A 13,907-nucleotide genomic window follows, 5' to 3' on the forward strand; every position below is an offset into this window, starting at 1 on the left:
GCACCGGGGGTGGCACGGGGTGCGGGGGTCCCATCGGACTCGTCCGCGGTACTCACCGGTGCGGCGGGCTCCCCGTCACCTTCGGCGGCCCGTTGACGACCGTTCTCCCGCAGCGCGCCCCGGCACAACGCCCTCGCCTGTTCGAGCTCCGTCGCTGGGGCACGCAACTGCACGTGCAGAAGGTCGACCACCCTCAAAGGCGCAGTCGATACGTGCTTCGGGTTCAGGTAACGCGAAAGCGTCGTCTGGTCGATCCCCAGCCTCACCGCCAATGCCTGCTGCGTCGGCCGGGCGCCCCCGCGCGACGTCCCCGCCTCCTCCCACCAACCACGCAGCAGCAGCGCCAGCTGCGCCCCCGCGCTCTGTCCCCGGCCCTGACCGCCCCGCTCCTGCGCCATGTGTCTCCCCGTCGTCATGCGAAACAGCCGGGCGCCTGCGCTCAGCCTGCATCGCGGCATATCGGCAGGTCAGATCCGTGCATGACAGCAGGAGTCGACGCATCGGCCTCGGCGGCACCGATCGTAACGACGCGGTCGCGGCGACCGGCTCGGCCTCGTGCGTGCCGCCCGCTCCCCCGGCTCTGCTCCAGGTATGGCGCGGCCGTGCAACGAAGGCCGCCTTCGCCTCCGGGGAAGACGGGGCAGCCATGCCGCCCGACGGTCCGCTTTCACCCGAACGAGTGCGCCGGGACAACGCTGCCGGGTTCCGCCGGGCGGCGACGGTCGCCCTCGGCCGCGGCCCAACTCCCCGGCACAGGCGAACGGTAGAGGTCAGCCCGGTGATGGGCCGGCCGACCGCACCGGCTAATGTCCTGCGCTCTAGGGGAGGAGCGCAGTTGAATCACACGCGTGCGCAGGAGCACAAGCACAGACCCGGCCGACGCCTGACGGCCCTGGCCGTCACCGCCGTCCTCGCGGCCACCGGGGGGACCCTGGCCGCCGTCCCGGCCACCGCTGCGACGAGCGGCAGCAACGGGACCGGCACCACCGCCACCGTGCCGGCGAACGCCGCCGACGCGGCTCCGCAGGAGGCGACCGTACGGTTCCCGCTGAGCGCGGAGATCGTCAGCGCCGGCATCACCGGCTTCCTGTCGCGGAGCAACGCCACCACCCCCGAGTACCGCTGGACGCGCTACGCGGACGGCACGTCGACCGTGCTTCCCGCCGCCGCCTCGGTGACCGGCGGAGTCTCGGACATCGTGGTGACGGGGGACGCGGCGGAGATCGACGACAGCCGGTTCCTGAAGGTCCACGACATGGCTACGCCGTCGGCCGCGCCTGTGGAGGTGGACCTCGCCGGGCTCGGCGCGGACTACTGGTTCCGCGGCGCGATCGGCTCGACCCTGATCGTCATGGTGGACACGGAGGAAGGGGGCTGGCTGCCCCACCTCGTCACCGTCGAGGGCGGATCCCTGACCGACCGCGTGGTGTCCGGCATGCCGTCCGGGGTCTGCGACCTCAACGCGACCGCGCACACCGCGCACACCGTCCTGTTCGACTGCGGGCTCGGATACAACGAGGTCCGCGGCAAGGCCGTCGTCGATCTCGCCACCGCCGCCGTCGTGTCCCAGCACGTCCAGGCCGGCGAACCATGGCGCATGCTCGAGTCCGCCGTCTCGGACACCCATACGGCGTGGCACGAGGCGAACGATGCGGACCGGATCATCCAGGTCGCCCGTCGCGGCACGGCCGAGCGCAAGCAGATCAAGGCGCCGGGCTACTTCGGCGACGACTTCCGGCTGCTCGGCGACTGGGTGACCCTGGGCGAGCCGCGCTCCACCGAGTACGGCAATGGCGTGTACGCCGGCGTAGCCCCCACGCCCCCGCGGCCGTTCGTCGCGGAATCGGCGGAGACCGGGGAGACGGTCCAGCTCCTCACGCACGCCTCGTCCTCCGCACCCGCCCCCGACGGCTCACTGATGGTGCGCGGTGGCACCACGGCAATGGGGGAAGGTCTCTACCGGGTTGCCCTCGGCGCGAACGGGAAGCCTGCCGCCACGATGGTCGCGCCGACCGGCCAGGCGACCGCCGTGACCCTCCTAGGCAGCAACGTCCCGGCCGTGATCACCGGTGAGCAGCTCACCAAGGGCGTCGACATGAGCTGGGACCTGTCCCGGGGTGACGCGTATGTGTGGGCGACCCTGGTCCACGTACGGACGGGCCAGAAGCTGCAGTGGCCGCTCGTGCGCGAAGGCGGAACGCCGGCTCGGCGGACGGTCGGCATGCACTGGAACGGCAAGGAGCTGACGAGCCTCGACTCGACCGGCCCCGCCCTCAACGGTGAGTACACCTGGGAGATCAACGCGCTGCCGGACGACGGCATCGGTCCGGAACTGCGGGCCACCGGCCGGTTCACGGTGACCCGTCCCGTTGCCCCGCACGACTACAACGAGAACGGCACACCCGATGTCCTCGTCCGCGACGCGGGCGGCCGTCTGGTGCGCGTCGGCATGCAGCCGTCCGCGGCGGGCGACTCCCTCATCCGCAGCGGCGTCTCGAACGTCGGCCCCGGCTGGCAGGTGTACGACCGGATGGAGTCCGTCGGCAACGTGGCGGGCACGTCTGTGAGCGACGCGATCGCCCGGGACAGGAGCGGCGTGCTCTGGCTCTACAGCGGCACCGGCAACGCCAACGCCCCCTTCTCCGCGCGAAAGAGGATCGGTGGCGGCTGGGGGATCTACAACGAGATCACCGCCGTCGGCAACCTCGCCGGCGCGGCGGCCGGAGACCTCGCCGCACGCGACAAGGACGGTGTCCTCTGGCTCTACCTCGGCAAGGGCGACGGCACGTTCGCCTCGCGTACGAAGATCGGGGCGGGCTGGAGCACGTACACGGACATCATCGGCATCGGTGACGGCAACGGCGACGGCCGCTCCGACCTGCTCGCACTGAAGAGAGGGGCGAGCCCGAAGCCCGGGTCGTACTTCTACGCGGGCACCGGCGACTGGCGCGCACCGTTCAAGGGCGCGAAGGGGAACGACGTGCTGCCGGCGGACCTCTCCTACGAGACCGGGTTCTGACGCCTGCCCCCTGGGGCCGGAGCGGCTCGGTATCGCAACCGCCGCTCCGGCCCCGGGAGGACTCCGTTCGACAGCGGGACTCGGAGCGGCCGCTCAGCCACCCCCCGCGGCGTTCTGCCGACGGAGGTCCTCGTCGAAGGACTGCGAGGTTCCGTGCTTGCCGTACAACGCGAAGTAGCCGAGGGACTTCCCTTCGCCGATGCGGCTGGTGCTGTCCGCCGCCGCCTCGAAGGTGAGGGTGTCGTCGCCGTCCCTCATGATCACCGCGCCGAAATGGTTGTTCCACCGACCGGGCGCGTCGCTCAGGTTCACGTAGTGGTTCTGGCCCACCGCGGGTTCGGCCCGCGCTTGTTGGAGCTCGCCCATCCTGGTGCCGAGCAGCCTCTGCGCGGCGGCCTGGCAGTCGTTCGGCATCGTGATGAGAAGCTCCTGCATCACGCGCTCCGGCTCCCGGGAGCCGGCGTACTCCATGACGATCACGCCGATGAGCCGCCCCGCCGTCTTCAGGTACTCGACCGGGTCGAGCAGCGGGTTCAGCGGGACGTTCGCGGCGGCCCACGTTGCGCCCTGGTTCTCCATCGCGAGTGCGAGCAGCCGTTGGTGCACACCGTTGACGCTCCCGTCGCTGGGACGTCCCCTGCCCACCAGCCTGGCGACGTCCTGGAGGAGCAGTCCGAGTGCGGCGGGCGGCTGAACCACGCTCTGCCGGTAGGAGTCGAGCTTCGTCCCCCTGGCTTCCGCGCTCTCGCCCGCGAGGGGCTCGTGTTCGCTGTTCGCCTGTGCGGCCTCGGCCGCCTCCCTCGACGCGAAGACGGGCAGCACCCGGTGCAGCGCCCGGCCGCCGACCACCACCTCGCGGCCCGCTTCGAGGCGGATGCGGACCCGTTCCGACGCGGCCAGCGCGCTACTCGCCGCTTCGATCAACTGGGCGTCCGCGTAGGTCTCCTGGCGGCCGGAGACCGCGATCATCCCGTTCTGCGAGATCCGGTCCTACGGCACGGTGTCCGCGATGTCCCGCTCCGCGTCCGGCTCGGTGTAGCGCTGTACGGGAGTGCCGGTCAGCTCACGGGTGACCGCCGCATTGCCGATGCTGCGCTGCAGGGCTGCCAGCCGGGGAACCGGGTCCGAGGGCCGCCTGCTCGCCCCTGCTGTCCGTTCGGGGAGCGGGCTCTGTCGCTGGGGCAGCCTCGCGTACATCAGTCACCCACATTCCCGGCCGTCGCCGGACGGCCCTCACCACCAAGGCTCGGGCCCGACGACGCGACAAGAAAGGCCCCGCCGGGAAGACCAGGGGCAGCGTCCCGTGCCCGCCCGGGCCGGGACGGGCCTCGCGCCCTTCACGTACACCCACGCAGCTCCCGCAAGTCCGCGACATCAATGCCGGCAGGGCCGGCCGCCTGCTGTGCCCGCGCACGCGCCCGGCACCGCACCGCCCGTCGCGATGCCGGGCGCGTACCGCCGGATCAGGCGTCCTGCACATCCAGGTGATACGAGGTGTCGACCCAGAAGCCGTCCACAGCCCGGCCCTTGATCTCCAGCACGTACTGACCGGGAACCAGCGGCGCGATGCCTCCCCATATCCCCGAGGCGAAGCGGCGGGTCAGCCCCGTACGGAACGGTCCCGAGAACTCCTGCAAGGTCAGCGGAAGACCATTGAGGAATGCCGACGCCTCGGCCGCCTTCACGGACTGGGGAATCTTCGAGTACGTCCTGTCGTGCTGCATGTTGAGAGCGGGGAAGAAGAGCGGCTTGCCCGACGGAATCGCACATCGCCGCACCACCCGGCCGCCGTAGGTACCGGCGAGGAACCAAAGATCGCTCGGCTGACTCCACGCGGCATGCTCCCCCGTCGTGTCCCGGACCGGGCTGACGTCATCCGGAGCGGACATCGCCCACTTCCACCACCGCCCCGCGAGCACCCCGCCCTCGCTCTCGCTCAGCTCCCAGTTCCCGGTCGCTCCCATATCGCTCACCGCTCCCCTCCCTCGCACGGCCCCGTGCCCCTGGGGCTCATTTCGAACAAGCGGACAGTACCCGGCAGAGGATCAGCGCCTCGACGGGTTCATGAGTTCACCTCGTCGAACGGTTCGCCGTACCAGCGCCAGCCGGCGGTGCCGTCGCCGTGGATGCGCAGCCAGAACTCGGCGACCGGGGTGCCGTCGGGGAAGGTCATGGTCAGCGCGGAGCGGATCCGCTCGAAGCAGTCCTCCAGCCGGTCCCAGTCCTCCTCGTCGGCAGCCTGTTCCTGCTCCGTGAAGACGGGGCGGAACTCTTCGAAGCCCGGTAGCTCTTCGATGTCTGCGTGCATCCACGGCATGTCCGCTCCGGTCACGTTCAGCCGGGCGATCTCCTGGTCACCATGGTGGAGGCGCCAGACCATGCCGGTGTTGAGGTCCGCGTGGGTCATGGCTCCATGGTGGCGGTCACCACTGACAACGGGGCGTTCCGAGCGACCGGGGTGAAGCGGTCCACGCGCCGTGTCATCGGGCCGGTGGGGCCAGGCGCTTTCACGCCCGCCCGGGGCGCATCACCCGCCCGTGGCGTCCTCGGCCTCCCAGCGCAGCAGGTCGCCCGGCTGGCATTCGAGCACCTCGCAGAGCGCGGCGAGCGTCGCGAAGCGCACCGCCTTGGCGCGGCCGTTCTTGAGTACCGCCAGGTTGGCGGGCGTGATCCCTACACGGTCCGCGAGCTCGCCCACGGACATCTTCCGCCGTGCCAGCATCACGTCGATGTCGACCGTGATCGGCATCAGATCACCTCGTCCAACTCGGCCTGCATCTGCGACGCTTCTACGTCGCGCGCGAGGGCCTGGGCAAGCAGCAGCCGCAGCACGTGCACGATGAGCGCGACCCCCAGGATGGCCACACCGACCCCGCCCATGATGACGGTGACGCCCGGATCGGCCCGCTGGCCCGGCGCGTTGACGCCCGTGACCGTGAACCACACGAGGGCAGCCGCCACGATCGCGCCGATCATGACGTCCACGTACCGGAAGGCGGTGCGGGAGAACACGGTCCCTCGTCGCACCATCGCCACCAGCCGCCATACGCAGACCAGGGCGACCTGGACCGCCACCATGCCCAGGATCGTGCACACCCGCAGCGGAGTCAGCGGGAGCGAACCGTCCTCGGGGTCATTCCCGCCGACCAGCACCCACACCATCCCTGCCTGTACGAACACGGTGCCCGCCAGCACCACCACGAGCACGACGCGCAACGCACCCACTGTCAGCTTGCCCATGACCCACCTTCCCATCGACTTACAATAGGAATCTATCGAAAGTCGATAGGTTGAGCAAGGCTGATGCGGAGGCTGGACCGTCGGCCCGGTCTGTTTCCGGACAGCGATCGTCAGCTGTTGTGTTCGCGGTCGTAGGCGGCCTGGGCGGCGGCGACCGTGCTGCCGTGGCGCCTGGCCCAGTCGGTCAGCTCCAGCAGCGACTTGTGCAGCTCTTGGGCCATGTCCGTCAGCGTGTACTCGACCTTGGGCGGAACGACGGGATGGACAGTGCGTACGAGCAAGCCGTCCCGCTCCAGCTTGCGCAAATTGAGCGTGAGCATGCGCCTGCTGATCCCTGTGATCGAACGTTCCAGCTCCGTGAACCGAATCGGACCCTGCGCAGCGGCCACCAGGATGCCGATGCTCCACTTCCCGGAGACGTGATCGAGGACCTCCGAGACCGGGCACGCCTCGCCGGCCAGGACTGACACATCGATGTGCCTCTGGGACATGAAAGTGCCTTCTTCCGCCGGGCCCGACAGTTACCAATCATGTACTCAGTATCAAATCGTGCACCAAGCCGGGAAGGCGGCTCAATGCTCCAGGAACTCACAGACATCGCTGCGATCGAGGCTGCCGCGGTCGCGTACGCGACGGCACTGGACACCAGGGACTGGGAGACGCTGGGCGCGCTGTTCACAGACGACGCGTGCTGGGAGTACAGCGGTTCGGGAGAACGGCACTGCGGACCTGACGCGATCGTTGGCAGGATCAGGACCAGCTTGGAGCGAATCGACGCCACCCATCACCTGAACGGCAACCATGTCGCCGCAGTGCACGGTGACGAGGCCGAGCACACGTGCTACTACCAGGCCCAGCATGTCCGCCATGGCCTGCCCGATGGCGAGAAGTTCCTCGGCGGGGGTCGCTACGACGACCGGCTGCGCCGCACCCCGGACGGCTGGCGCTTCACCCACCGCAGGATCACCAGCATCTGGAGTGAGGGAAACCCCGCCGTGATCACCTCCTGACGTCAGACCATGACCGAGTGACCGAGTGACCGGTTGCGACTGCGGCTGCGTCGAGCGGAAGCTCGTTGATCGTCGCGTCCGAGTGTTCCCACGTGCGCCGGTAGAACCCGATGATCTGCTCGCGGGTCTCGTCCTCGGTCGCCCACTGATCGCTGCCGTCGGAGTCCTGCCACCGGCACAGCGGTTCCGGGGAAGGGCGGTCGAAGACCTCGCCGAAGTACCTGGCCTCGACGGTGGCCACGTGTTTGACCAGGCCGAGAAGGTTGGTCCCGGTCGCTGTCAGGGGGCGGCGGGCGTCGTATTCGGACAGGCCGTCGAGCTTCCAGAGCAGCGCCTTGCGGTCCCGCCGCAGTCTTCCGTGCAGGTTGTCCTTCGCGAATTCATCGATCATGCGGGAGGAGCCTGCCATGCACTGCTCATGGCGTCCACGCCGCACCGCCCGTTCCCGGCAGGCGGGGACGCCCTCGTCAGCGACCCGATGTCCGCTACGCCGACCGCGGGGACGACCACAACGTCTACCGCCGCCAGGTCCGTGAGTCCGGCATCCGCCCGCTCATCGCTCGGCACGGCACGGCACGGCACGGCACGGCACGGCACGGCACGGCACGGCACCCGAGCCTTCAGCCGGAACCGGCGACCAGCGCCTCGCCGAGCGGGGTACGCCGGTAGAGCACCGACCGTCCGGACCGGGCGCGGACGAGCAGCCCCGCGTCTCTCAGGATGGCAAGGTGGTCTCCCACCGCGCCGGGTGCCATGGCGAGGCTTCGGGCGAGGTGGCTGGTACTGGCCGGGGCGTCCAGCGCCACCAGCAGCCGGGCCCGGGCCCGGCCGACCAGAGCGGTCAGCGCGTCCGGTCGGGGGACGGTCTCCTGTTCACCCCACAGGGCGGCGGTGCCGCGGGCGGGGTAGACCAAGGTCCTGGGCCAGGGGTCTTCCAGCTGGGCGGCGACATTCCCGACGAAGGCCGAAGGGATCAGCAGCAGCCCGTCGCCGGCGAGGCGGACTGTTCCGTCCCTGGGGAAGAAGCCGAGCTCGATACCGCCGGCGCGCGAGTTGATGCTCGGGTGCAGGCCATCGATGGTCGTGGCCCAGCCGTGTTCGCCGATCACGCCCACCCGGTGCACGACATCGCGCTCACAGATCGCGCGCAGTTGCGGCCAGTCCGCAGCGAGCAACTCGTGCCACGCCCGGTCCATCGCCTCGGCGATCCGGGAGACGGCGTCCGTCGAGTCCAGCACGGCGCGTACGCGGGGTTCACGGGCGGACGGACCGGTCGCGGTGGTGGCGAATTCTCGGCGGGCCGCTTCCAGCGGTGTGGCCCGGATCATGGCCAGGTCGTCCGCCCAGGTCTGGTTGAGGCCGCGCGGAGGTGGGGCAACGAAGTTCGGTCCGGCTTGCGGCGTGTGCAGGGCGAGGACGGCGTCCAGTTCGGTCTCGCGGCGCAGCCGTTCAAAGGCCGGCAGGAGCCGGGTGGCCCAGGCGCGTGGCAACGGCCGGTTCTGGCCGGCGAGCGAGCGCAGCAGCAGGCAGAGGTCCATCGCGGGCGACAGCGCGAAGCGGCTTCGCAGCAGGTCCTCGACGGAGACTTCGAAGCGGAACACCCGGTCATGCTATCGCCGGACGTCGGCTCCGATTCGTCCAGCGACGAATCATTGGTGAGTGGCACGGGCGCGCGGCGAGGCTCGCCGTCATGACCCCAATCGCCGAATCCGCGCAGGGCGACCACCGTGCCACCTACCGGGAGGTACTGGCCGAGCCGCGATTCCGGCTGCTCTTCACGACCCGTACCGTCGCTATCACTGCCGGCGCGCTGCGGATCACCACGTTCTCGGTGCTGGTTTTCGCCGCCACCGGCTCCGCGCTGCTGAGCGCACTGGCCTTCGGTATCGGCTTTCTCCCGCAGCTGTTCGGCTCGCTGCTGCTGGGCTCACTGGCCGACCGGCTGCCGCCCCGCTCGCTCATCGCCGGAGGCTACGCACTGGAGTGCACCGCCGCCCTGCTGCTCGCCCTGGTACGGATGCCGATCGCGGTAAGCCTCGGTGTCGTGGCGCTGGTCGCCCTCGCCACACCGGTGTTCAGCGGCGCGTCGAGCCGGCTGGTCGCCCAGTGGCTGGAGGGCGACGCCTACGTCCTGGGCCGTTCACTGAACAACATCGCCGGATCCGGTGCGCAGTTGTTCGGTCTGGCCCTGGGAGGCACGGCCGTCGCGGTACTCGGTCCGCACCGGGCGCTCGCGGTGAGCGCCGCCCTCTACCTCGGCTGCGCACTCGCCATCCGCATCCGGCTGCGACCGGAGGAGTCCGGCGGCACACCCGGCAGCGCTCGGGGCGATGGCGGGGCCGTTCGGGCGAGCCTGCACGGTGCCGGCCTACTGCTGCGCGGACACACGGTGCGACGACTGATGCTGGCCCAGTGGCTGCCGCCCGCGTTCGTAGCGGGCGCGGAAGGCCTGATCGTCGCCTACGCGGGAGAACGCCACTTCGCACCCGGCCGGTACGCGGTGCTGATGGGCTGCCTGCCGGTGGGCATGCTCGTCGGTGACCTGCTGGTGGGCCGACTGCTACGGCCACCCACCCGGGAACGACTGGTAGTCCCGCTCATCGTGCTGATGGGGCTGCCGCTGGTCGGCTTCGCCGCCGAGCCCGGAGTAGGCGTCTCGTCCTGTCTGCTGCTGCTCTGCGGCTTCGGATTCGCCTACGGACTCGGCCTGCAACGACCGTTCCTCGACGCCCTGCCGGAGGACGGCCAGGGCCAGACCTTCGGTCTGCTCGGCTCCGGCAGCATGACGCTGCAGGGCATCGGGCCGGCCTGCTTCGGCTCCGTGGCCGCAGGCATCGGAACTGGCGGCGCAATTGCCCTGGCGGGCGTCGCGGCGGTGCTCACCGCCGGCTGGATCCTCACCTGGCACCCACCGGCCCCGGCTCGCCGCACGATCTGACATGGCTGATCCTCAGGCCACGCGTCGCACACACCGGGGGAACCGGTAGGCAGGTGCCACTGGACGCCTGAAGCCCGGACGTTCGCGCCTGCCTCTGACCTCCCGGGCATGACATCCCAAGGACAGGGTGCCCGTAGTGCCGGAGCCGTCTTGTGCATCGCCGTGGCCATGATCAGCATGATCACGGCGGAGATCCTGTCGGCGGCCGCGTTGGACACGACCTCCGGGGTGGCCGATGAGCCATGGCAGGGGCGCTTCAAACGGCTCACGGCCGATGCCGTATGCGTGGCGCATACGGCATCAGCCGTGAGGTTGAGTGCGCAAGCCGCGCCGAGGCGCCGATCAGCCCTCCCCGCGCGGGAAGGACACCTCCACGCGACGGTTCTTCTTGCGGCCCTCTTCCGTACTGTTGTCGGCGATCGGGTACTGCTCGCCGTAACCGCGGATCTCGAAGGTGACGTTCGAGCCCGTGGACTGCACCAACACCGCCTGAACCGCGTTGGCCCGCTGCTTGGAGAGGACGTCACCGTGTGCGGAGGAGCCAAGGTTGTCGGTGAAGCCGAAGACACGCACCTTGGTGGCGTTCTGCTTCTTGATCTCGGCACCGATGGCGGCGATACGGGAGTTGGCGGCGGAGCTCAGCTTGGCGCTGTCCTTACCGAACAGGACCTCGGCCTGGAGCGCGAACTTGATGTCCGCGTTCGTGTCCTCGCGTCGCTCCTCGCCGCCCTGATCCTCTACGACCTGGATGATGTCGAGGACCTTGCCCGGGGCGAGGGTGCCACCCTCGGGCATCTTGAGGTCGGGATCGCTGCTGTCGAGTTTGACGGGTGGTTCGGAGGAGGCCTCGGTGCCTGGCGGGACGCTCGGGCCGTCGTCTGCCAGAGCTGATGTCGCACCGAAGACCGTGGTGCCGGCCAGCAGTACTGCTACGGCAAAGGTCCGCCCTGCAAGATGGCCTGGCCGACGCCCTGTGCGAATGGAGTTCATATCGGCCATCACCCAGAGATCTTCAGGGAAGCGGTGGCGAAGGTGGGCAAGGTGAAGTCGACTTCGGTGCTGGTTTCCGGCGGTGCCGGGAACTGCATGAAGACAGGCGTCGCCTTACCTGGCTGCAGGGGAAGAATTCCCGTTGTGCACAGGCAATTAGAATCCGTGTCGCGGAGAACGTAGTAGCGCTTCTTTCCTACCTTGTCCACCAGCGTCGCTCCCGCGACAGAGTTCGGGTTCTTTGCCACGACCGCGCTCTCTGATCCTGCCCAGCCAGCCGTGTTCTTGGACTGATCGCCCTCGTTCTTGATTTCCCCCTGAACGGTGAGGAAACCACCGGAGTCGCGCTTCACCTGCTTGATAACGAGAGTCAGTCCGCCTTGGCCCTTGACCTCGGCGAGCTTCGCATTCGGGTCCACCTGGTCCCCAGCAGCGGTGTCGTCCCCCGCACCCTTGTCCTCACCAGATGGCTTGGCAGACGACGAAGAGCCGGAATCCTCCGCCTTTCCGCCGTCATCGCCACCGCATCCGGTGACAACAAGAGTCAGCACAGCAGCCATTGAGGCAGCCGCCACCGCCCGTCGGGACTTCGTGGTGCGCCGAATGCTCATGGGTTCAGATTCCTTTACTCGTCGTTCGCTGTCAGTCGTCGATCAAGTGCACGGCAAAGATCAACTTGCTCAGACCGGCCAAGGGGTCGCTGCTGCCCAGATCGATCGGGACGTCCCGTCCGTCGCAAACGAGGGTGACTACAGGCAGACTAGCCTCACCGCCCTTGTCGGCCCCGTCATCATCGCCGGGTTCGGTCGCCGGAACATCCTTCACCTTGGGGCCGCACCGAAACTCGATCACGGCAGTAGCCCGGGCCGTGGCGTGCCTCGTCTCCGTCCCAGGGACTACTGAATCCCCGACGGTGTAGCGGGTCTTCACCCTGGCCGTGACCCTGTCCCGCAGGTATCCGATGTCCCAAGCGCACCCACCAGGAACACCAGGACCCGGATCGAGGTCGGAGTCGTTGTCAGACGCCAGCCACTGGGCCCTACCGCAACCAGCCCAGCCGTACTGGTGAAAGCGCAGAAAACCGTCCAGACCCTCAGGAGACCGAAGGGCCTCAAGGAGTGGAGCGCCAAGGCCATCCCGGGCATCCTGCGCGGCAGCAAGCGCGGCAGCATCCGCGGCGCCCTGGGCACCGTTGCGCGTGGCGGAGGCTTGACCGACAGCAAAGAAGGCGAACGCGAGGAAGAGCAGGCCCGCCACCATCACAATGTAGATGGGGAAGGCCTGCCCTGCATCGCGGCGTTTGCGCAGTGCCATTAGCCGGCGGTGATGGAGCTCACCAGGCCGGTGATGCGCGTCGTGATCGCGCCGCCGATGCCCGAGGCCACCATGCCACCGATGATCGCGACGACCACCAGGATGATGCCGAGGTACTCGAAGGCCGTCTGGCCGCGGTCCGCGGTCTCGTAGCGCTTCTGGATCTTGGAGACCGCGGTGTTGGCCCAGCCGTTGACGCGGACGGCGGTCTTCAGGGTGATGTTCGACATGGTGTTCCCCTCCAGATTCGGCCGACCGACTGCCGGCCGACTCGCAAGTTCCTTTGATCTCGCTCCCGTTACCGGCTTCCTCCTGGCCGGTGCCGTTTGCGATACGAGAAACATACGGCGGAACACCATGCCCACCAGAGGGTCCCAGGGCCCATTCCCGGGCCCAATCCAGCAGTTGGGCCCTGCGTGCCCGGGAGTGGGCCCCCAGGCCCTGACTCGCCACGTCTCGCTCGATCCCCCGATCAGCCATGACTACCTGTCCCCCGCGCAGCAGGTCCTGCAGACGATGCCGTGCCGAGCCAGCGGGCGATCGCCTCGCTGCGGCTACCGCTGTGCAGCTTGGTGAAGATGCGGTTGATGTGGTTCTTGACCGTCTTCTCGCTGATGAAGCAGGTGGCGGCGATCTGCTGATTGCTCATGCCGGACGCGATCAGGTCCATGACCTCCACCTCCCTCGAACTCAGCCCGTACTGCTGCCTGTCAGGGGGCGTACCCGGCCTCCCAGCTACGGAAGACTGTCCCACATTCGATTGCAAATGCGAAAGACCCTGCGAGGAGGCAGTCAGTCGCGTGCCGGATGAGGCCTGTTGAGAGGGTGCCAAAGGCATCGGCGGATGTGCATACGCATCGTGTTGCTGCGGCGAACCAGGAGCGCGGCCGTCATATCCGGGCTGCTGATACGGAACACCTGAGGTCAGCGCCGTACCCAGTCCCTCCGGCAGCACCGCCCCCTGTGGTCCCGGGCCCTGGCGCATATGAGCCAGGAGCGCGTTCGCCGCCGTGGCAGTGAAATGGGCCCGGCCGCTCTGCGTGTCGCGCACGGCCTGCACCAACTGGTCGGCGGTGAACTCACCGTGCACCAGGTACCCACCCGCGCCCAGCCGCAGCGCCTCGTGGACGATCTCGCTCTCACGGCTGTACGTCAGCATCATCACCGGCGCGACCCGGACCAGGTGCGGCAGCGCGGAGATGCCGTCCACGCCCGGCATGCGGACGTCGAGCAGCACGACATCCGGGCGGTGCTGAACGGCCATGTCGTAGGCCTGGCGGCCGTCCGCGGCCTCGGCGACGACTTCGATGTCGTTACGGCCGGAGAGCAGGGCACCCAGCCCCGCCCGGACCACGGGGTTGTCGTCGGCGATGACGACCCTCATCGGTCCTGGGGG

Annotated in this window: 16 protein-coding genes and 3 pseudogenes; 3 read left to right on the forward strand and 16 right to left on the reverse strand. The window is 69.0% G+C overall.

Annotated elements, in window-relative coordinates; genetic code table 11:
* Positions 1-416: pseudogene (locus JGS39_RS33625) on the reverse strand (peptidoglycan-binding protein); the annotation flags it as partial.
* A 419-nt stretch (positions 417-835) separates the two neighbouring features.
* Between JGS39_RS33625 and JGS39_RS33630 the strand changes: the two are divergent.
* Positions 836-3,019 (forward strand): N-acetylmuramoyl-L-alanine amidase, encoded by a 2,184-nt coding sequence (locus JGS39_RS33630; protein ID WP_219573541.1) that lies wholly within the window; start codon positions 836-838, stop codon positions 3,017-3,019.
* Positions 3,020-3,112: 93 nt separating this feature from the next.
* On the opposite strand, the gene JGS39_RS33635 is transcribed toward JGS39_RS33630, so the two are convergent.
* From JGS39_RS33635 to JGS39_RS33665, 7 genes are all read right to left on the reverse strand, one after another.
* Positions 3,113-3,988, reverse strand: a complete 876-nt coding sequence (locus JGS39_RS33635) for a hypothetical protein (RefSeq protein WP_219573542.1) — start codon at positions 3,986-3,988, stop codon at positions 3,113-3,115.
* Positions 3,989-4,009: 21 nt separating this feature from the next.
* Complete coding sequence (locus JGS39_RS33640) at positions 4,010-4,216, reverse strand: hypothetical protein (RefSeq protein WP_219573543.1); 207 nt, start codon at positions 4,214-4,216, stop codon at positions 4,010-4,012.
* 266 nt (positions 4,217-4,482) lie between these two features.
* Positions 4,483-4,983, reverse strand: coding sequence for a hypothetical protein (locus JGS39_RS33645; RefSeq protein ID WP_219573555.1), 501 nt, complete (start codon positions 4,981-4,983; stop codon positions 4,483-4,485).
* Positions 4,984-5,081: 98 nt separating this feature from the next.
* Positions 5,082-5,426, reverse strand: coding sequence for a hypothetical protein (locus JGS39_RS33650; protein WP_219573544.1), 345 nt, complete (start codon positions 5,424-5,426; stop codon positions 5,082-5,084).
* A 120-nt stretch (positions 5,427-5,546) separates the two neighbouring features.
* Positions 5,547-5,768 (reverse strand): helix-turn-helix domain-containing protein, encoded by a 222-nt coding sequence (locus tag JGS39_RS33655; protein WP_094221353.1) that lies wholly within the window; start codon positions 5,766-5,768, stop codon positions 5,547-5,549.
* Positions 5,768-6,259 (reverse strand): DUF2975 domain-containing protein, encoded by a 492-nt coding sequence (locus JGS39_RS33660; protein ID WP_219573545.1) that lies wholly within the window; start codon positions 6,257-6,259, stop codon positions 5,768-5,770. The genes JGS39_RS33655 and JGS39_RS33660 overlap by 1 nt, the downstream gene beginning before the upstream one ends.
* Positions 6,260-6,369: 110 nt before the next feature.
* On the reverse strand, positions 6,370-6,750 hold the full coding sequence (locus JGS39_RS33665; protein ID WP_219573546.1) for a winged helix-turn-helix transcriptional regulator: 381 nt from the start codon (positions 6,748-6,750) through the stop codon (positions 6,370-6,372).
* A gap of 84 nt (positions 6,751-6,834) precedes the next feature.
* Here JGS39_RS33665 and JGS39_RS33670 point away from each other — a divergent pair, with 84 nt between their 5' ends.
* Positions 6,835-7,269 carry a nuclear transport factor 2 family protein gene (locus tag JGS39_RS33670; RefSeq protein ID WP_219573547.1) on the forward strand — a complete coding sequence of 145 codons (435 nt, stop codon included), beginning with the start codon at positions 6,835-6,837 and terminating at the stop codon, positions 7,267-7,269.
* Between the two features lies 1 nt (position 7,270).
* On the opposite strand, the pseudogene JGS39_RS33675 reads toward JGS39_RS33670, so the two are convergent.
* Positions 7,271-7,660: pseudogene (locus tag JGS39_RS33675) on the reverse strand (mycothiol transferase); the annotation flags it as partial.
* 229 nt (positions 7,661-7,889) lie between these two features.
* Entirely contained in the window at positions 7,890-8,870 is a 981-nt protein-coding gene (locus JGS39_RS33680; protein ID WP_219573548.1) for an ArsR/SmtB family transcription factor, read from the reverse strand.
* An 89-nt stretch (positions 8,871-8,959) separates the two neighbouring features.
* Here JGS39_RS33680 and JGS39_RS33685 point away from each other — a divergent pair, with 89 nt between their 5' ends.
* Entirely contained in the window at positions 8,960-10,207 is a 1,248-nt protein-coding gene (locus JGS39_RS33685; protein WP_219573549.1) for an MFS transporter, read from the forward strand.
* Positions 10,208-10,549: 342 nt separating this feature from the next.
* Here JGS39_RS33685 and JGS39_RS33690 read toward each other — a convergent pair whose 3' ends face one another.
* The 6 genes and pseudogenes from JGS39_RS33690 to JGS39_RS33710 form a co-directional block, all read right to left on the reverse strand.
* A complete protein-coding gene (locus JGS39_RS33690) occupies positions 10,550-11,197 on the reverse strand; it encodes an OmpA family protein (RefSeq protein ID WP_219573550.1) in 648 nt (215 codons plus the stop codon).
* 8 nt (positions 11,198-11,205) lie between these two features.
* Complete coding sequence (locus JGS39_RS33695; protein ID WP_219573551.1) at positions 11,206-11,808, reverse strand: hypothetical protein; 603 nt, start codon at positions 11,806-11,808, stop codon at positions 11,206-11,208.
* Positions 11,809-11,839: 31 nt separating this feature from the next.
* A complete protein-coding gene (locus JGS39_RS41735) occupies positions 11,840-12,049 on the reverse strand; it encodes a hypothetical protein (protein WP_308120871.1) in 210 nt (69 codons plus the stop codon).
* A gap of 351 nt (positions 12,050-12,400) precedes the next feature.
* Positions 12,401-12,511: pseudogene (locus JGS39_RS41740) on the reverse strand (pilus assembly protein TadG-related protein); the annotation flags it as partial.
* Positions 12,511-12,741, reverse strand: coding sequence for a hypothetical protein (locus tag JGS39_RS33705; protein WP_219573553.1), 231 nt, complete (start codon positions 12,739-12,741; stop codon positions 12,511-12,513). The gene JGS39_RS33705 and the pseudogene JGS39_RS41740, both read right to left, overlap by 1 nt.
* A gap of 242 nt (positions 12,742-12,983) precedes the next feature.
* Positions 12,984-13,907: response regulator transcription factor (locus JGS39_RS33710; protein WP_219573554.1), on the reverse strand; the 924-nt coding region annotated here is incomplete at its 5' end.

Origin of the sequence: Streptomyces poriferorum (assembly GCF_019399235.1) — a bacterium.
GTDB classification, from domain to species: domain Bacteria; phylum Actinomycetota; class Actinomycetes; order Streptomycetales; family Streptomycetaceae; genus Streptomyces; species Streptomyces poriferorum.